We start from the raw sequence: 17,124 nt of genomic DNA, 5'->3' as shown, positions 1-17,124 counted from the left end.
GTTCCGGTACGCTCCCCGTGTCCCCAACCCTGTCATGGATGATCCGATGCGATATTTCCAGCGCTTCCCCGGCCTGCTGCTGGGCGTGATGTTCGCCGCCACGGCGAATGCCCAGGATGAAACGCCCGAGCAACTGTTCTCGACCTTCTCGCGCTGCGACGCCAGCTTCTTCCAGGCGCTGCAGGCCAACCCCGCAACCGTCGCCGCCCACATGGAGCTGTCCAGCCAGAATGGCGTCAGTTCGCCGCGCGTGGCCAACCGCCTGCAGGAAGGCGGCCGCTACCAGGCGTTCCGCGAGCCGCTGGTGGTCAACGGCGTACGCCTGCTGGGTTATTACGACGAGGCCATGACGCTCTCCGAGGTCGGCAACTTCCTGTTCTGGGGCTTCGTGGCCGAAGGCGACGTGGAACAGGTGGCTGGCAAACTCCGCCCCCTGGTCGCCGACAACGCGCGCTTCGTGACGCAACGCAACGCGGTCACGCGGCCGGAGATGCGCCGGGTCGGCGACCCGATCCAGCACTGGCGCACCGAGAACCTGCCGGGCCCCGGCAATGCGACGCCCTTCGGCAATGTGGAGCGCATCCTGAGCGTCGAGTCCGGCGGCGACAAGCCCCCCTTCGCCGGCGGCTCCAAGGTGTTCTGCTCGCTGCAGGGCACCGTCACCGCGCCGCTGCTGCAGGTCTATCGCCCCGATCTGGACGCCCATCTGTTCGACTGACAAGGACGCTTCGATGAAAGCCACCTGGATACTCCTTCTCGCCACCCCCGCCCTGCTCGCCGGTTGCGCCGGCCGCCAGGCCGACCCCAACTTCGCCTACTGCACGGCGACCAGCCAGGCGCACAAGGACGGCGACTATGCGCGCGCCGTGGAACAGGCCGACCTGTGCCAGCAGAAGAACACCCTGTCGCCTCGCGGGCTGAGCGCGCTGTACTCGATCCAGGCGGACGCCTACGAACAGCTCAAACGCTACCCGGAGGCCATCGCCACCCAGGAAAAATCCATCAAGGTCGATCCGCACACCTATGGGCGCGACGTCCTGACCCTGAGCCGCTACTACCGGGTTGCGGGTAATCCGCAGAAGGCCCTGGAACTGGTCGAGTCGAACCTCGACAAGGGGCTGGGCGAAGCAGGCGTTGGCGCCGGATTCCACATGCCGACCTACTATCACCAGGGCCTGGCGCTGCTCGATCTGGGGCGCAACCGCGAGGCGGCCGAGGCGCTGAGCGCGGGGCTGATGAAACAGCCCGACTACGCCTGGGCCCATTACTATCGCGGCGTCGCGTACGACCGGCTGGGGCAGAGATCCGACGCCCGCAGCGACTTCCAGGCGTTCGCCAAGAGCGTCGACAAGCAATACGTCGAGCCCGAACACAAGCAGCAGTTGGAGCAGTATCAGATCAGCCTCTGAGGCTCAGGGCCCGCCCGGCCTCAAACGCTGGGCGAATTCATCGAGCTGCTTCTGCTCGTACTTGTCGGCGGCGGCGCGCGCTTCCTCGCGGTAGCGTTCCACCAGCTTGCGCAGGCCTTCCAGGCGGGCGTACTTCTCCTGCCAGGCGGCGCGGGCCTTGTCGACGCTGCCCTGGTGCCATTCCACCGCGCGGTTCTGCTGCTCGACAGCGGTTTCCAGCTGCGAGAGGAAGCGCTGGTAGTTGATCAGCCACTGCCCGGTTACGCCCTGCTGGCCGTTGCGAATCCACTGCTGCTGGTAGTCCAGGCGATAGCGTTCGAGCTCGGCGAGCTTGCGCTGCGCCTGCAGCAGTTGGTTCTGCACCAGGCCGAGCTGGCGCGCGGATTCGCGCTCGGCCTTGAGCGCCATGTCCACCACCGGCGCGAGGCGTTCGGCGCGGCGGTTCATGGTCGGTCCTTACGGAAGCCGCCGGGCATCAGCCGGCCTTGCCGCTGACCACGGCGTCGAGCAGCAAACGGCTGTCGTCGAGGTTCTGGCTCTCGTCCAAGGCCTGGCGGAGGAACTGGCGCATGATCGGGAAGCGCTGGATCGCCAGGTCGGTCTCCGGGTCGCCGCCGGCCACGTAGGCGCCGACGCTGATCAAATCGCGGCTCTGCTGGTAGCGTGACCACAGCTGCTTGAAGCGCTGGGCGTCGCGCAGGTGCTCGGGGCTGGTGACCTGCGGCATCACCCGGCTGATCGAGGCTTCGATGTCGATGGCCGGGTAATGGCCTTCCTCGGCCAGCCGGCGCGACAGCACGAAGTGGCCGTCGAGCACGCCCCGGGCGGCGTCGGCGATCGGGTCCTGCTGGTCGTCACCCTCGCTGAGCACGGTGTAGAAGGCCGTGATCGAACCGCCGCCCTTCTCGCCGTTGCCGGCGCGCTCCACCAGGCGTGGCAGCTTGGCGAACACCGACGGCGGATAGCCCTTGGTCGCCGGCGGCTCGCCGATGGCCAGGGCGATCTCGCGCTGGGCCTGGGCGTAGCGGGTCAGAGAGTCCATCAGCAGCAGGACGTTCTTGCCCTTGTCGCGGAAATATTCGGCGATGCGCGTGCAGTACTGCGCGGCACGCAGGCGCATCAGCGGCGCGTCATCCGCTGGCGAGGCGACGACCACGGAACGCTTCAGGCCTTCCTCGCCGAGAATGTGCTCGATGAATTCCTTCACCTCGCGGCCCCGCTCGCCGATCAGCCCGACCACGATGATATCGGCCTTGGTGAAGCGGGTCATCATGCCCAGCAGCACCGACTTACCCACACCGGTACCGGCGAACAGGCCCAGGCGCTGGCCGCGGCCGACGGTGAGCAGGGAATTGATCGAGCGGATGCCGACGTCCATCGGCTCGTGGATCGGGTCGCGCGCCAGCGGGTTGATGATCGGGCCTTCCATCGGCACCCAATCCTCGGCGCGCATGCCGCCCTTGCCGTCCAGCGCGCGGCCGACGCCATCGAGCACGCGGCCGAGCATCGACATGCCCATCGGCAGGCGGCCGGAATCCGGCAGCGGCACCACGCGAGCGCCGGGGGCGATGCCGGCGAGGCTGCCCACCGGCATCAGGTAGATCTTGCTGCCGGAGAAGCCCATCACCTCAGCCTCTACCTGCACCGGGTGGTAACCGCCGTCGTTGATCACCTGGCAACGGCTCCCGACCGACGCCTGCAAGCCTTCGGCCTCCAGGGTCAGGCCGACCATGCGCAGCAGGCGGCCTTCCACCACCGGCTGCGCCGGCAGGGTCACCGCCTCGCTGTAGCCTTGCAGGCGGCGGGCGAAACTGACCCGCTCAAGACGCATCGGTCGAGCCCAGGTCGATATGCAGGTCCGGCGCCAGCGCGTGGGTCGCCTGCTCGCGCTGTTGTTCGAAGAGCTGCTTGATCGCCTGGGTCAGGCGCGTCTCGATGCTCGCGTCGATACGCGAGTGTTCGGTCTCGATACGGCAGCCGCCCGGCAGCAGGCTGTCGTCCTCGACGATACGCCAGCTTTCCTCATGACGGTCACGCAGTGCCTTGACCAGCTCGAAGTCCTGCGGGTTGACCTGGATACGGATATTGCCCGCGCCCATCGGCAGCAGCTTCAGCGCCTCGCGCAGCACCTGGCGGATCTGGCTCGAATCGGTGGCCAGTTCGCGCTGCACCACCTGGCGCACCACGTGGGTCACCAGACTGAGCATGCCCTGCTCGAGCATCTGGTCCTGTTCGGCGATGGGGTCGAACAGTTGCCCCATCAGGGTTTCCAGGGATTGCAGGCGCAGTTGCAGGGCGGCGTCGGCTTCCTGGCGCGCCTTCAACTGGCCGGCATGAAAGCCGTCCTTCTCGCCGGTGGAGAAGCCCTCGTTGTAGGCGTCCTGGCGGATCGCCTCGAGCTCTTCCAGCGTCAGCGGCTTGACCTCTTCCTCCGGCACTTCCTCGATCTGCGGCTCCTCGGCCACGGGTTCGGGTTCAGGCTCGGGTTCGGGCAGCGGCTTGACCGGGTCGAAGCTGGGCAGCGACCAGCGGTCGAAGCCCGAGACGTCGCGGGCGCGGATCAGCTCGCTGAGCTCCTGTTCGTCTTTCGCCGGGGGCACCACTTAGATCATCTCCTCGCCGCCCTTGCCGCCGAGCACGATCTCGCCGGACTCGGCCATGCGCCGCGCGATGGTGAGGATCTCCTTCTGCGCGCTCTCCACTTCGCTGACGCGCACCGGCCCCTTGGCCTCCAGGTCGTCGCGCAGCAGTTCGGCGGCACGCTTGGACATGTTGCGGAAGATCTTCTCGCGGATCGCCTCGTCGGAGCCCTTGAGCGCCAGCACCAGCACGTCGGAGGACACCTCCCGCAGCAGCGCCTGGATGCCACGGTCGTCGACGTCGGCCAGGTTGTCGAAGACGAACATGAGGTCTTCGATCTGCCCGGAGAGGTCTTCGTCCACGTCGCGGATGGCATCCATCAGCGCGCCTTCCACGGAGCTGTCGAGGAAGTTCATGATGTCCGCCGCGCGCTTCACGCCGCCCATCGTGGTGCGGGTGGAATTGGCGTTGCCGGCGAACTGCTTCTCCAGGATCAGGTTCAGTTCCTTGAGCGCGGACGGCTGCACAGTGTTCAGCGAGGACACGCGCAGGACGATGTCCAGGCGCACCTTGTGGTCGAAGTGGCCGAGCACTTCGGCGGCCTGATCCGGATCGAGGTAGGCGACCACGATGGCCTGGATCTGCGGGTGCTCGTAGCGGATCACGTCGGCCACGGCGCGCGGCTCCATCCGCTTCAGACTGTCCAGGCCGCTGGTGTTGCCGCCCAGCAGGATACGGTCGATCAGGTTGTTGGCCTTGTCCTCGCCCAGGGCCTGGGTGAGCATCTTGCGGATGTAGCTGTCGGCGCCGACGCCCAGGCTGGTCTGGTCGCCGACGATCTCGACGAACTCGCCCATCACCTGCTCGACCTGCTCGCGGTGCACGTTGCGCATCTGCGCCATCGCCACGCCGACCTTCTGTACTTCCTTGGGCCCCATGTGCCGCAGCACCTGCGCCGCGTCGGTCTCGCCGAGGGACAGCAGGAGGATGGCGGCCTTGTCGACCTTGTTCAGTTTGGCGTTCGCCCGAGGTTCGCTCATGTGCGGTCACTCATCGGAATTGATCCACTCTTTCACCACCTGAGCGACACGCCCGGGGTCCTGCGCGACCAGGCTCTTGATCGCATTGAGCTGCGCATCGTACCCCTCGGAAGGGCTGGGCAGCAGAATACTGGCGGGGCCACCGAGGCTGACGCGGTCGTCCGACAGCTCGCCGTCCAGGCCGCCCAGCTCGCCCAGGCCGCCGTCGGCGCCAACGCCGCCGGCCATCAGGGCCTTGCCCTTGCTGCCGGACAGGTTGTTCAGCACCGGGCGCAGCACGCCCAGCACCAGCACCAGGATGAAGACGATGCCCAGCACCTGCTTGACCACGTCCCAGAACCAGGGCTGCGAGTAGAACGGCGGGGAAACGATCTCCTCGCCCTGCTCGGGGGCGAACGGCGCGTTGATCACGCTGACACTGTCGCCACGGCTGGCGTCGTAGCCCACGGCATCCTGCACCAGGCGGGTGAAGCGCGACAGCTCGTCGGCGCTCCACGGCTGGCGGGTCACCTCGCCGGTCTTGGCGTCGGTGATCATCCGGTCATCCAGCACCACCGCGACGGAAAGCCGGCGCAGGCGGCCCTGCTGCTGCTTGGTGTAACTCACCGAGCGGTCCAGCTCGTAGTTGCGGGTGTTCTGCTGGCGCTTGTCGGTCGGGTACGGCGCCAGTTCCGGCTTGCCGGTCTTCGGATCGATGATCGGCTGGCCGTTGGCGTCCTTCAGCGGCTGGCCCGGCGCGACATAATCGGACGGCGCGTTCTGCGCGGTGGTCTGCGGCGCGCTGGACGGCCCCGGCGGCTGGTTCGACAACGCCCCCGGCACGCCTTGCGGGCCGTTGCTGTTCTGCCGTTCCTCGTTGTTGCTCTGCTCGCTGCGCAGCGCCGGCTGGTCGGGGTTGTAGGATTCGGAGGTGGACTCCACCGCGCTGAAGTCGACGTCGGCGGAGACTTCGGCCTTGTAGCGGCCGCTGCCCAGCACCGGCTGCAGGATGCTGTGCACGCGCTGGTTGAGGTTGCTTTCCATGCGGCGGGTGTAGTCGAACTGCTTGCCGGCCATCGTCAGCTCGGAGAGCTCCTGCTGGTCGGACAGCAGGTTGCCCTTCTGGTCGACCACCGTGACCTGGGACTTGTCCAGTTCCGGCACGCTGGTCGCCACCAGATTGACGATCGCCATCACCTGGCTCGGCTCCAGGCTGCGGCCCGGATACAGCTCCACCAGCACCGAGGCGCTGGGCTTGCGGTCGTCGCGGACGAACACCGAACTCTTCGGGATCGCCAGGTGCACGCGGGCGGCCTTGACGTTGTTCAGGCTGGAGATGGTGCGCGCCAACTCGCCTTCCAGGCCGCGACGGTAATTGGTCGCTTCCATGAACTGGCTGGTGCCCAGGGCCTGTTCCTTGTCGAGGATTTCGAAACCGATGTTGTTGTCGGTCGGCGCAACCCCGGCGCTGGCGACCTTCATGCGCGCGCGCCCCAGGTCGTCGGCCTTCACCAGCAGCGCGCCGGAATTGGGTTCGACCTTGTAGGCGATGTCGGCGGCGCCCAGTGCTTCGACCACCTTGTTGGCATCGACGCCGTTGAGGCTGCCGTACAGCGGCTTGTAGTCCGGCTGCTGCGACCAGAGCACCATGCCGAAGCCGATGGCGATGCTCGCGGCGAGACCGACCAGCAGGCCGACCTGGCGCAGCACCGGCATGTCCGCGAGGTTTTCGAGGAAGGTCAGGCCCAGCAGCGGCTTTTTCGACGCATCGGCGCCGAGCTTGGCGGGAACCTGACTGTCTACGGTGGCTTCAGCCATGACCTGCTACCTCAGACCGGCATCTGCATGATGTCCTGGTACGCCTGGACGAGCTTGTTGCGTACCTGGGTCATGGCCTGGAAGGACACACTGGCTTTCTGCGAGGCGATCATCACGTCGGTGAGATCGACGCCGCTCTGGCCGACTTCGAAGGCGGAAGCCATGTCGGTGGCGACCTGCTGGGTGCCGTTCACCTTGTCGACCGCCTGGGTGAGCATCTGCGAAAAGCTCGGCGCGCCAGGCTCGGCCGGTTGCGCAGCCTGCGCCTTCGACTTGGCCATCGCCTCCATCTGCATGGAGCGCATTTCCAGCAGCAGACGATTGAATTCGACACCCTGACTCATTACCTACCCCTCCGACTGGCCGCGGGTTTTTGACGCTACGCGGCGCTTTGCACAGGGGATTGCAACTTGGGTGCCAGGTTTTCAGGATGGATGGGATCGTTGAGCAACAGCTCTGGAATCAGGCATTCAAGGCGAGTCCGGAACAGAGCAAGAGCCCCTCACCCCAGCCCTCTCCCAGAGGGAGAGGGGGTAGATCGGCGCCTGCGTGAAGGACGGTGCTTCGCCGGAAACTTCGGTGAGACTTCGTGAATCATGAATCCGCTGCCACTCAATAGGCGTTCCTCGCTACCAGCGCGAGTCTTTCACCGCGCACCTATCAGGACGAACGCCAATATTCCGATGGGCAGAGGACAGCCCCCTCTCCCTCCGGGAGAGGGTTGGGGTGAGGGCAATCAGCCCACGCCGGACTCGACCACCAAACGAATAGCCTCCAGCACACTATCAGTTCGCACCAGAGCGTCATGATTCCAGAAGCGCAAAACCCTAATCCCCTGCCGCACCAACCAGGCATCCCGCTCAGCATCGTATGCAGACTCCAAGTGCTGCCCACCATCCAGCTCCACCGCCAGCTTCAACTCATGGCAGTAGAAGTCCAGAACGTACATTCCGCAGGGCACCTGCCGGCGAAACTTCAATCCGAGAAATCTTCGATCTCGAAAACATCCCCACAACCGCCGCTCCGCATCGGTTTGCCGTCGCCGCAGCTCCCTCGCAAATTCCACGTCGTCCATAACCCACTCCCTGATAGCCAACCAGGAAGACGGTCCGGCATTTCGAATCCGCCTGCTGCCGGACGAGGGTTGTTTCTCACCGAAGAAACCACCGAGCGCCACCAAGAAAAAGCCCGCACAACGGCGGGCCAAGAGGGGAACTCGCAATCCATCAACTGGCGTACAGATAGGCCTCCACATCCATCCCCGCATCGCGCATCTGCGCCAGCTTGTAGCGCAGGGTACGTGGGCTGATTCCCAGGCGTTCGGCGGCTTCCTTGCGGCGGCCGCGCTCGCTGCGCAGGGTGTCGATGATCATCTGGAACTCCCGGCGCTTGAGGTCTTCCCCCAGCGCGCCCGCGTCCTGCACGGCCGGCGACGGAAATTCGACGCTGGCCGGAGCCTGCGGCATGGGCACGGCGGCCAGCACCGGACGCGGCGCATGGCCGATAGGCGCGGTCAGGCACAGGTCGGCAGCCTGCACCTGACCGCCCTGCTGCAGGATCAGTGAGCGCTGGATGGCGTTGTCCAGTTCGCGCACGTTGCCCGGCCACGGGTGCGCCAGCAAGGCGGCGCGGGCATCGGCACCGAGGCTGACCGGCGCCAGGTTCATCTTGCGGACGTACTTGGCCAGCAGCCGCTCGGCCAACGGCAGGATGTCGGCGGGACGCTCACGCAACGGGCGCCAAGCCAACGGGAAGACCGAAAGACGGTAGTACAGGTCCTCGCGGAAGCGCCCCGCCGCCACTTCGCCGAGCAGGTCGCGGTTGGTGGTGGCGAGCACGCGGATGTCCAGGCTGAGCGGCTTGCGTGCGCCGACGCGCTCCACTTCGCGCTCCTGCAACACGCGCAGCAGCTTGGCCTGCAGGCCCAGCGGCATCTCGGAGATTTCGTCGAGGAGGATGGTGCCGCCGTCGGCCAGTTCGAACTTGCCCGGCTGGGCGGCGATGGCGCCGGTGAAGGCGCCCTTCTCGTGGCCGAACAGGGTGGCCTCGAGCATGTTGTCCGGGATCGCCGCGCAGTTGATCGCCACGAACGGCTTGGCCGCACGCGGCGATTGCTGGTGGATGTACTGCGCCAGCACTTCCTTGCCGGTGCCGGACTCGCCGGAGATGAGCACGGTGGAATCGCTGCGCGCCACGCGGGCGGCCAGTTCCAGCAATTGCCGACTGGCCGGCTCCAGCGCCACCGGCCCGTCGTCTTCGCCGCTGGTGACGGTTCCGAGGGCATGACGCGCCACCAGCTCCAGCAGGGCCTTCGGCTCGAAAGGTTTCACCAGGTAATCCGCCGCGCCCTGGCGCATGGCTTCCACCGCGCGGTCCACCGCGCCGTAGGCGGTCATCAGCAGCACCGGCAGCTGTGGATAACGCGCGCGGATCAGGCCCAGCAACTGGTGCCCGTCCATGCCCGGCATGTTCACGTCACTGATCACCAGGCTGAAGGCGTCTTTCTCCAGCGCCGGCAGCGCGGCCTCGGCACAGTCGACGGCGACGAAGTCGTGCCCGCCGAGCATCAGGGTGTCGGACAAGGCTTCACGCAGGGCACGGTCGTCTTCGACCAGCAGGACTTTGGCGGTCATGGTGTTCATTCCTTGTGAGCGATGGATTGAGCCACGATCAGCGGCAGGATCAGGGTGGCGCAGGTGCCTCGGCCGGGGCGCGAGCGCAGGCGCAGCTCGCCCTGGTGGGCCTTGGCGACGGCCTTGACCACAGCCAGCCCGAGGCCGGTGCCGGTGGTCCTGGTGGTGAAGAAGGGCTCGCCCAGGCGCGCCAGGGTTTCGGCGCTCATGCCCGGCCCGTTGTCGCTGATGGACAGGCGCAGGCTGTCGCCGCGCGCATACAGGTGCACCTTCAGCCGCACTTCGCGGCCGGCGGCCTGGATGGCGTTCTCCACCAGGTTGAGCAGCGTGCCGACCAGGGTGTCGCGGTTGCACAGCAGCTCACCTGCGCGGGCGTCGCACTGCCAGCGGACATTCAGGCCGGTGACATGGGATTCGGCAGCGGCACGCAGGCTGGCGAACAACTGCGGCGGCGCCAGTCGATCCGGCAGCGGCAGTTCGCCACGGGCGAACACCAGCATGTCGCGCACCTGGTTTTCCAGCTCGTGCAGGCGCTCCTTGATGCGCCCGGCGAAACGCTGCTGCTGTTCCAGTGGCAGGGCCTGCTCGCTCAGGTGGCTGGCATAGAGCATGGCGGCGGACAGCGGCGTACGGATCTGGTGAGCCAGCGAGGCAACCATGCGGCCCAGCGCGGACAGGCGTTCGTGGCGGGCCAGTTGGTCCTGCAGGCGACGGGTTTCCGTCAGGTCGTTGAGCAGGATGAGCTGGCCGGGCTCGCCGTTCAGCGAGCGAATGGCGATGGACACGCGGCGCCCATCGCGCAGGGACACTTCATGGCCGTCGTCGGCGCGCGGGGCGAAGCTGCGGGCGATCACTTCGCGCCAGAGCATGCCCACCAGCGGCTTGCCGAGCAGCGCCACCGCCACCGGGTTGGCGTCGCGCACCACACCCTGGCCATCGATCACGATAACGCCGCCGGGCAACACGTCGAGCAGGCTCTGCAGGCGGTTGGCCAGGCGCTCCTTCTCGGCCAGCTCCTGCATGCGCTGGGCGCTGACCAGGGCCAGTTGCCCCTTGAGCTCGGTGACGCGCGCTTCCAGCAGGCTATAGGACTCGCTGAGCTGGCTGGACATCTGGTTGAACAGGGCGAAAGCCTGTTCCAGGTTCGCGCGGCTGCTTTCCTCCAGCGAACCGCTCACGGCGACGGGAGCGTGGGAGGTCGTTTCGGGCTGGCGTTGGGCGACTGGCATCATGCGGTTCTCTCATCCGTCCGACGTCGTAGAACTGTCGGTCGGATGAGTCTTAGCAAACCGCGTGCCTAAAAATTAATCGTTTACTTTCAATGACTTATAGAAACGAGCATGACGGAGGCGTCAATCCTCCGCCATTTCCTCTTCACGACGGCTCATGCCGTACTTGCGCATCTTCTCCACCAGAGTGGTGCGGCGGATGCGCAGGCGTTCGGCGGCACGGGCAACCACGCCGGAGGCATCGTCCAGCGCCTGCTGGATCAGCCCCTGCTCCAGGTTGGCGAGATAGTCCTTCAGGTCGATGCCCTCGGCCGGCAGCATGGCCGGCGAGTCGAGGCCCGGCAGGCCGGCGGTGATCGCCGCGCGCTCTTCCAGTTCCTCGCGCAGGCTGCTCGCCAGTTGCTCGTCCTCGTCGTCGACGTGGCGGAATTTCTTCGGCAGCTCGCCCACGCCGATCACGCCATAGGGGTGCATGATCGCCAGGCGCTCGACCAGGTTGGCCAGCTCGCGCACGTTGCCCGGCCAGTCGTGGCGGTAGAGCGACATGATGGCGGCGGAGTTGAAGCGGATCGACCCGCGCTTCTCGTGCTCCATGCGCGAGATCAGCTCGTTCATCAGCAGCGGGATGTCCTCCACGCGCTCGCGCAGCGGGGCCATCTCGATGGGGAAGACGTTGAGGCGGTAGTACAGGTCCTCGCGGAAGCTGCCGTCCTCGATCATCTTCTCGAGGTTCTTGTGGGTCGCGGCGATGATGCGCACATCGACGTTCTGCGTCTTGTTGCTGCCCACACGCTCGAAGGTGCGCTCCTGCAGCACGCGCAGCAGCTTGACCTGCATCGGCAGCGGCATGTCGCCGATCTCGTCGAGGAACAGGGTGCCGCCGTTGGCCAGTTCGAAGCGGCCGGCGCGGCTGGTGATGGCGCCAGTGAAGGCGCCCTTCTCATGGCCGAACAGTTCGCTTTCCAGCAGCTCCGCCGGGATCGCGCCGCAGTTGACCGGCACGAAAGGCGCGTCGCGGCGCTTGGAGTGGTAGTGCAGGTTGCGCGCCACCACTTCCTTGCCGGTCCCGGACTCGCCGAGGATCAGCACGCTGGCGTCGGTGTCGGCGACCTGCTGCATCATCTGCCGCACCTGCTGGATGGCACGGCTGGTGCCGACCAGGCTGCGGAACAGGTTGGGCTCGCGCTGACGGCCGCGTTCGCGGGCCTGGTCGTACATCTCGCGGTAGACCTGGGCGCGGTGCAGGGAGTCGAGCAGCTTGTTGTAGCTGGGCGGCATCTCGAGACTGGCCAGCACGCGGCGGCGCAACTCCTCGGGCCAGTCGCCGGGCGCCGGCTCGCCGAGCAGCAACACGGGCAGGTACTCGTCCCAGCTCGCCAGTTGCTTGAGCAGTTCCAGCGATCCGCCCTTGCTTTCCACGTTGCCGAGCAGCACGCAGAGCACGTCGCGGCTGCCGTTGGGCAACGCGTCGACCGCCTGGCGCCACTCGCGGCTGCCGCAGGAGAGTTGGTCTTCACCCAGGAAACCGATGATGACCGAGAGGTCACGGCACCGATCCTGGTTGTCGTCGATCAGGAGAATTTTGGTTTCGCGCCACATCTTTAGCTTGTCATCCCGGGGCTTTGAGGCCGTCGAACGGCTGCTGACACGAGACTGGCGATGACACAATTCCTCGCATTCGCCAGCATTTGGCCACTAGTAAAGTCAAAAATGTGGCAAGAGTCAAATTTATGGCGTGCTTTTTTTGATGTGGCCCGACGAAGGGTGTTGATCCGGGTCATGGCATTGGAACTGAGAGCCAGTTCGCACGAACTCGACGGCGGCCCGTGGACCGCCCGGGGAAACCGATCCGAACGGATCAGCCGAACATCTGGTAGACCTTGGCGCCCTGGCTGGAACGGCGCACGGCGGTCAGTTCCTCGCCGATGGCGGTGCGCTGGGCGGTGCAGACCTTGACCAGTTCGCCGTAGAGCGCCAGCAGCTGCTCCATCATTTCGCGCAGGACCTGCTCGTCGCGCCCGGCGTCCTGCATGGCCACGTCCACCTGCTCGCGGCACGCGCGGTCCAGCTCGCCAATGGCGTCCCAGTCCTTGCTGTGCATCGCGGCGGAGAGTGCCGCGCGGGTTTCGTTGAGTTGTTGCATGGCCTGGTTCATGGCTCTTCCTTCTTTCAGGCGGCGATCGCATCCCAGCCCGATTTCACTTCACGCAGCAGGCCGGACACCTCGTCGAGGATCGCGCTATTGCCGCTGCGATTGACCTCCAGCAGACGCTCGGTCATGTAACCGTAAAGCCTGTCGAGGTTCGACGCCAGTTCACCGCCCTGTTCCAGGTTCAGCGCCTCGCGCAGGCCGCCAACGATGCCGATGGCCTTGCTGATCAGCTCGCCACGCTCGGCCAACTGGCCGCGCTCGATGGCGCCACGCGCCTGCGCCATGCGCTCCAGGCCACCCTGCATCAGCATCTGGATCAGAGCGTGCGGCGAGGACTCGGCAACGCGCGACTCCAGGCTGACTTGCTGGTATTGCTTCATGGCTCTCATGGCGTACATGGCAGGCTCCTGCTGGAAATTCATCTACTGACCAGGGTATCGGCCAGTAAGGCAGGAGCTTGAAGGCTTCTTGAGGTTTTTTTGCCGTGCCCGGCTTCACGCCGAGCACGGCACGATGGCTATCGATCAGCTCTTGGCGAACGGCAGGCTGGCCAGCTGGCTGGTCAGGCTGTTGGCGGTGGACTGCAGGCTGCCGACCAGGGCATCCATCGCGTTGAACTGCTTGAGCAGGCGTTCCTGGAGCGACGTAATCCGGCGATTCAGGTCTTCCTGCTGCTTGTCGACGCTCTGCAGAGTGGTCTGCAGCGCCTTGTTGCGCAGTTCGAGTACACCGCCGGTATCGGTATAAGGCTTGAGCGTGCTGGTCAGGCGAGTCGCCAGCCCGTTGTCGCCGACGAAGAGATTGGCCACGTCTTCGAAATTGGAACCGACCATCTTGTCGAGCTTCTTCGTATCCAGCTCCAGGGTGCCGTCCTGCTTGGTGGTGATGCCCAGGTCGGCGAGCACACGCACACCGCCATCGCCCTGGGTGGCTACCAGCTCGTTGCGCACGTTGCTCAGCAGGCTGCGGACGGTGGCATCGCCGACCAGCGCGCCGGTAACCGGTGCCTTGTCCTCGCCGACCTTGGTGACGACGGTCTGTTCCTTGATGGTGCCCATCAGCTTGTTGTAGGCATCGACGAACTTCTTGATGTTGTCCTTGACGCCATCGGTATCCAGGCTGACACCGACGCTCAGCGGCTTGCCGGCTTCGGTCACGCCCTTCAGGTTGAGGGTCACGCCTTCCAGCGCGTTCTCCACGGTGTTGGAGTCGCTGATGACCTTCAACCCATCGATGGTCAGCTCGGCACTCTTGGCGCGACTCAGCATGCGGGCGGCAGCCGGGTCGCTCGGCACCGGCGGGTCGGTGGCGTCGGGGTCGGTCGGTGCGGCGCTGGGGGTGAAGGCCAGGCTGTTCAGGCTCGCACTGCCGCTGCCGTCGTCGCCGCTGACGGCAACGGAAATATCCTTGCCATCACCCATCTTGCTGCTGCTGAGCACCAGGCGCGAACCGTGGGCATCGGTGACGATGGTGGCGCTGACCCCCTCGTCCTTGCCGGCCTTGTTGATCGCATCGCGCAGCCCGGCCAGGGTGTTGTTGCTCTCATTGACCTCGATGGCCGGCAACGCGGTGTCGCCGAGCTTGATGGTCAGGCTGCCCTTGCCAAAGGTCGCGGCCTGGTCGCCATTGGACGGCACGGCGCCCAGGGCGACCTTGCTGCCCTGGGCCAGTTGCTGGATTTCGACCTGATAGCTGCCGACGCCGGCCTTGGCGGTCCCCGAGGCGGCGAGCAGATCGGTCTTGGAGGAGCTGACGGTGCGCCCCTGGAACTTGTCGATCTTGTTCAGATCGGCCAGGGCCGTCTGGAAATCGCTGATGGCGCTCTTGAGGCTGCCCAGCGCAGTGATCTTGGCGGTGGTGTCCTTGCTCAGCTTATCGATCTGGTTCTGCTTGGGGGCCTTTTCCGCCGCCACCAGCGTACTGACGATGTTGTTGATGTCGAGGCCCGAGCCAAGGCCGGTGATGGTGGTAGCCATTTCCCTTCTCCGTCAAGAAACTGCGCGAAACTCCGCTTGGCATAAGCCAGAGCAAGAACTGCGCCAATTACCTCTCCCGCGTCAGGCGCGGGCTTCGAACATCAGGCTGCGCATGTCTTCCAGGCGGGCGGCAAGTTTCAGCACTTCCTCGGAAGGAATTTGCCGCACGACCTTGCCGGATTCCCCATCGATGACCTTGACCACCACGTCGCCGGTCGCGTCGTCGATGCTGAAGTTGAGATTGCGACGAACGCCCTGTACATGCTTCTGGATATCCGACACGGCGGCATCCAGGCGGGCGCGTACGTCACGCGCATCGCTTCCGTTCGCCTCCGCATTCTGCTGCGCGGCGACGGGAGTGGAAGGAGGCGCGGGCTCGCTGCGCGAGGCGCCCTGGAACGCCGATGATCCGGCTACGTTGCCAACGTCCATGATTCACTCCTTCGCAAAGCCAAAAGGGAGGAAGGGTTGCCCCTTCCTCCCGTAGTCGGATCGACGATCCCTCAACCTTAGCGGAGCAGGCTGAGCACCGACTGCGGCAGCTGGTTGGCCTGGGCCAGGATCGCGGTACCGGCCTGTTGCAGCACCTGGTTCTTCGACAGGGTCGCGGTTTCCGCGGCGAAGTCGGCGTCCTTGATGCGGCTGCGGGCAGAGTCGACGTTCTCGGCGATGCTCTGCAGGTTGGCGATGGTATTGTCGAAGCGGTTCTGCACCGCACCCAGGCTGGAACGGGTGTTGTCGATCTGGGCCAGGGCCGAGTCGATGATGCCGATGGCCTGCTGGGCGCCGTTCACGTCGCTGATGTCGATCGACTGCACGGTGTCCATAGCGGAGTTGGTCGCAGTAGTGGCGAAGATTTTCCCGTCAGTGGCAGACGCCTGAATACTGAAGCCACTCAGAGCAGTGGCACGGATATCGCCAGTTACCAACGTAGAGTCGTCAGTCGCCGTCAGACTCGCAGTACTTACAACGTTATCGTCAAAATCATAGGACTTGACGGTTGCAGTAGCCGCAGTACCGGTAAGGGCACCCACCTTCAGGTCAGTGATACCGATATTGTCGCCAGCCTTCGACTCCAGGGTCAGGCTACCTTTGTCGTCGATCTTGGCGGTAATGCCAGTGGACGAGCTCTTGGCATTGATCGCGTCGCGCAGGCTGGAAAGATCAGTGGCATCGCTGATGTTCGCAGTGATCGGTACAGCTGCCCCTCCTTTACCCGTCAGCGACAGAGAGACATCACCGACACCACCGAGATCGGAAATCACGGTCTTGGTACGAGCCTCTGCCTTGACGCCGGTTTTCGACTCCTCGGCATTGATGGCTGCGGCCACGGCTGCAGCGCTGCTACCGGTGGCTCCACCAACGCTGGCCGTGGTCGCCTGACCATCCGGACCAGTGATGGTCAAGGTGCTGGCGGTCATGCCGTTGGTAGTCGGAAGAGCGGCGGCCGCCGCGGTTGCCGTACCGAAGGAAGTGGTAGCGGCAGCGGAACGACCTTTGACGGCGTGGGTCCCCAGATCGTCGGAGCTAGCAGCACCGACGGAAACGCTGATGGTTTCACGGGCGTTGGAGCCAACCTGGAAGTCAACGTTGGTGAAGGAACCGTCCAGCACCTTGCGGCCACCGAAGGTGGTGGTGTCGGCGATACGGGTCAGTTCATCCTGCAGGGCGCTGACTTCCTTCTGCAGGGCCTTGCGGTCGGTGGCGTCGTTGGTGCCGTTGGCCGACTGCAGGGACAGGTCACGCATACGCTGCAGGATGTTGGTGGACTGCTGCAGGGCGCCTTCGGCGGTCTGCGACAGGGAGATACCGTCGTTGGCGTTGCGCACCGCAACGTTCAGGCCGCTGATCTGGCTGGTCATACGGTTGGAGATCTGCAGGCCGGCGGCGTCGTCCTTGGCGCTGTTGATGCGGTTGCCGGTGGACAGGCGCTGCAGCGAGGTGTTCAGGGCGTTCGACGAGCTGCCGAGGTTGCGCTGGGTGTTCAGGGAAGCAATGTTGGTATTGACGGTAAGGGCCATGATGGTCTCCTTCAGAGGTCCTGTTCGTTCCTGAGCTTGCGATATCTCGGCCTGCTTGCTCAGGGACACCAAGAATTCGCATTCGTCCTATGTATCGGCGTTGCTCCAGGGAGCTTTAGGAAAAAATTCAAGAGATTTTTTCAGCTTTTGAATCAGTCACTTGCAAACCATCTCCAGCCAAAGTCGGTGAATGGTTGCAGCGGGATATGCACACCGATCCGCGATGCCGTGTCCGCTCCTGCGAAAAGCCCCATGCCACCCTCCCCTGTAGGAGCGAGCTTGCTCGC

General features: G+C 65.2%; 17 protein-coding genes. 2 read left to right on the top strand and 15 right to left on the bottom strand.

Annotation, left to right across the window (positions count from 1 at the left end; genetic code table 11):
- Positions 1–46: 46 nt before the first annotated feature.
- The gene (locus H681_RS08905; RefSeq protein WP_015476523.1) at positions 47–718 is read left to right on the top strand and encodes a hypothetical protein; all 672 of its coding nucleotides are present in this window, start codon (positions 47–49) and stop codon (positions 716–718) included.
- A 13-nt stretch (positions 719–731) separates the two neighbouring features.
- Positions 732–1,409 (top strand): tetratricopeptide repeat protein, encoded by a 678-nt coding sequence (locus tag H681_RS08900; RefSeq protein WP_015476522.1) that lies wholly within the window; start codon positions 732–734, stop codon positions 1,407–1,409.
- Positions 1,410–1,412: 3 nt separating this feature from the next.
- Here H681_RS08900 and fliJ read toward each other — a convergent pair whose 3' ends face one another.
- The 15 genes from fliJ to H681_RS08825 form a co-directional block, all read right to left on the bottom strand.
- Positions 1,413–1,856, bottom strand: a complete 444-nt coding sequence (gene fliJ / locus H681_RS08895) for a flagellar export protein FliJ (RefSeq protein WP_015476521.1) — start codon at positions 1,854–1,856, stop codon at positions 1,413–1,415.
- A 28-nt stretch (positions 1,857–1,884) separates the two neighbouring features.
- Positions 1,885–3,240 (bottom strand): flagellar protein export ATPase FliI, encoded by a 1,356-nt coding sequence (gene fliI, locus H681_RS08890; protein WP_015476520.1) that lies wholly within the window; start codon positions 3,238–3,240, stop codon positions 1,885–1,887.
- The gene (gene fliH / locus H681_RS08885; RefSeq protein ID WP_015476519.1) at positions 3,230–4,012 is read right to left on the bottom strand and encodes a flagellar assembly protein FliH; all 783 of its coding nucleotides are present in this window, start codon (positions 4,010–4,012) and stop codon (positions 3,230–3,232) included. The genes fliI and fliH overlap by 11 nt, the downstream gene beginning before the upstream one ends.
- Positions 4,013–5,029: a flagellar motor switch protein FliG gene (gene fliG / locus H681_RS08880; protein ID WP_015476518.1), complete on the bottom strand. Its 1,017-nt coding sequence runs from the start codon at positions 5,027–5,029 to the stop codon at positions 4,013–4,015.
- A gap of 6 nt (positions 5,030–5,035) precedes the next feature.
- Positions 5,036–6,826: a flagellar basal-body MS-ring/collar protein FliF gene (gene fliF, locus H681_RS08875; RefSeq protein ID WP_015476517.1), complete on the bottom strand. Its 1,791-nt coding sequence runs from the start codon at positions 6,824–6,826 to the stop codon at positions 5,036–5,038.
- An 11-nt stretch (positions 6,827–6,837) separates the two neighbouring features.
- The gene (fliE, locus tag H681_RS08870; protein WP_015476516.1) at positions 6,838–7,170 is read right to left on the bottom strand and encodes a flagellar hook-basal body complex protein FliE; all 333 of its coding nucleotides are present in this window, start codon (positions 7,168–7,170) and stop codon (positions 6,838–6,840) included.
- Positions 7,171–7,562: 392 nt separating this feature from the next.
- The gene (locus H681_RS08865) at positions 7,563–7,901 is read right to left on the bottom strand and encodes an endonuclease domain-containing protein (RefSeq protein ID WP_015476515.1); all 339 of its coding nucleotides are present in this window, start codon (positions 7,899–7,901) and stop codon (positions 7,563–7,565) included.
- Between the two features lie 151 nt (positions 7,902–8,052).
- A complete protein-coding gene (gene fleR / locus H681_RS08860; protein WP_015476514.1) occupies positions 8,053–9,459 on the bottom strand; it encodes a sigma-54-dependent response regulator transcription factor FleR in 1,407 nt (468 codons plus the stop codon).
- Positions 9,460–9,464: 5 nt separating this feature from the next.
- Positions 9,465–10,691 carry a sensor histidine kinase gene (locus H681_RS08855; protein WP_015476513.1) on the bottom strand — a complete coding sequence of 409 codons (1,227 nt, stop codon included), beginning with the start codon at positions 10,689–10,691 and terminating at the stop codon, positions 9,465–9,467.
- A gap of 120 nt (positions 10,692–10,811) precedes the next feature.
- A complete protein-coding gene (locus H681_RS08850) occupies positions 10,812–12,287 on the bottom strand; it encodes a sigma-54 dependent transcriptional regulator (RefSeq protein WP_015476512.1) in 1,476 nt (491 codons plus the stop codon).
- 259 nt (positions 12,288–12,546) lie between these two features.
- The gene (locus H681_RS08845; protein ID WP_015476511.1) at positions 12,547–12,843 is read right to left on the bottom strand and encodes a flagellar protein FliT; all 297 of its coding nucleotides are present in this window, start codon (positions 12,841–12,843) and stop codon (positions 12,547–12,549) included.
- 14 nt (positions 12,844–12,857) lie between these two features.
- The gene (gene fliS / locus H681_RS08840) at positions 12,858–13,238 is read right to left on the bottom strand and encodes a flagellar export chaperone FliS (protein ID WP_015476510.1); all 381 of its coding nucleotides are present in this window, start codon (positions 13,236–13,238) and stop codon (positions 12,858–12,860) included.
- A 126-nt stretch (positions 13,239–13,364) separates the two neighbouring features.
- Positions 13,365–14,816, bottom strand: coding sequence for a flagellar filament capping protein FliD (fliD, locus tag H681_RS08835; protein WP_015476509.1), 1,452 nt, complete (start codon positions 14,814–14,816; stop codon positions 13,365–13,367).
- An 81-nt stretch (positions 14,817–14,897) separates the two neighbouring features.
- On the bottom strand, positions 14,898–15,248 hold the full coding sequence (locus H681_RS08830) for a flagellar protein FlaG (protein ID WP_015476508.1): 351 nt from the start codon (positions 15,246–15,248) through the stop codon (positions 14,898–14,900).
- A gap of 77 nt (positions 15,249–15,325) precedes the next feature.
- A complete protein-coding gene (locus tag H681_RS08825) occupies positions 15,326–16,837 on the bottom strand; it encodes a flagellin (protein ID WP_015476507.1) in 1,512 nt (503 codons plus the stop codon).
- Positions 16,838–17,124 lie beyond the last annotated feature (287 nt).

This window comes from Pseudomonas sp. ATCC 13867, assembly GCF_000349845.1.
GTDB lineage: Bacteria > Pseudomonadota > Gammaproteobacteria > Pseudomonadales > Pseudomonadaceae > Pseudomonas.
This window is presented reverse-complemented; position numbering and strand designations above follow the sequence as displayed.

Coding starts and splice junctions, on each gene's coding strand:
- H681_RS08905 (WP_015476523.1), top strand. CDS start 47: ATGCGATATTTCCAGCGCTTCCCCGGCCTGCTGCTGGGCGTGATGTTC.
- H681_RS08900 (WP_015476522.1), top strand. CDS start 732: ATGAAAGCCACCTGGATACTCCTTCTCGCCACCCCCGCCCTGCTCGCC.
- fliJ (WP_015476521.1), bottom strand. CDS start 1,856: ATGAACCGCCGCGCCGAACGCCTCGCGCCGGTGGTGGACATGGCGCTC.
- fliI (WP_015476520.1), bottom strand. CDS start 3,240: ATGCGTCTTGAGCGGGTCAGTTTCGCCCGCCGCCTGCAAGGCTACAGC.
- fliG (WP_015476518.1), bottom strand. CDS start 5,029: ATGAGCGAACCTCGGGCGAACGCCAAACTGAACAAGGTCGACAAGGCC.
- fliF (WP_015476517.1), bottom strand. CDS start 6,826: ATGGCTGAAGCCACCGTAGACAGTCAGGTTCCCGCCAAGCTCGGCGCC.
- fliE (WP_015476516.1), bottom strand. CDS start 7,170: ATGAGTCAGGGTGTCGAATTCAATCGTCTGCTGCTGGAAATGCGCTCC.
- H681_RS08865 (WP_015476515.1), bottom strand. CDS start 7,901: ATGGACGACGTGGAATTTGCGAGGGAGCTGCGGCGACGGCAAACCGAT.
- fleR (WP_015476514.1), bottom strand. CDS start 9,459: ATGACCGCCAAAGTCCTGCTGGTCGAAGACGACCGTGCCCTGCGTGAA.
- H681_RS08855 (WP_015476513.1), bottom strand. CDS start 10,691: ATGATGCCAGTCGCCCAACGCCAGCCCGAAACGACCTCCCACGCTCCC.
- H681_RS08850 (WP_015476512.1), bottom strand. CDS start 12,287: ATGTGGCGCGAAACCAAAATTCTCCTGATCGACGACAACCAGGATCGG.
- H681_RS08845 (WP_015476511.1), bottom strand. CDS start 12,843: ATGAACCAGGCCATGCAACAACTCAACGAAACCCGCGCGGCACTCTCC.
- fliS (WP_015476510.1), bottom strand. CDS start 13,238: ATGTACGCCATGAGAGCCATGAAGCAATACCAGCAAGTCAGCCTGGAG.
- fliD (WP_015476509.1), bottom strand. CDS start 14,816: ATGGCTACCACCATCACCGGCCTTGGCTCGGGCCTCGACATCAACAAC.
- H681_RS08830 (WP_015476508.1), bottom strand. CDS start 15,248: ATGGACGTTGGCAACGTAGCCGGATCATCGGCGTTCCAGGGCGCCTCG.
- H681_RS08825 (WP_015476507.1), bottom strand. CDS start 16,837: ATGGCCCTTACCGTCAATACCAACATTGCTTCCCTGAACACCCAGCGC.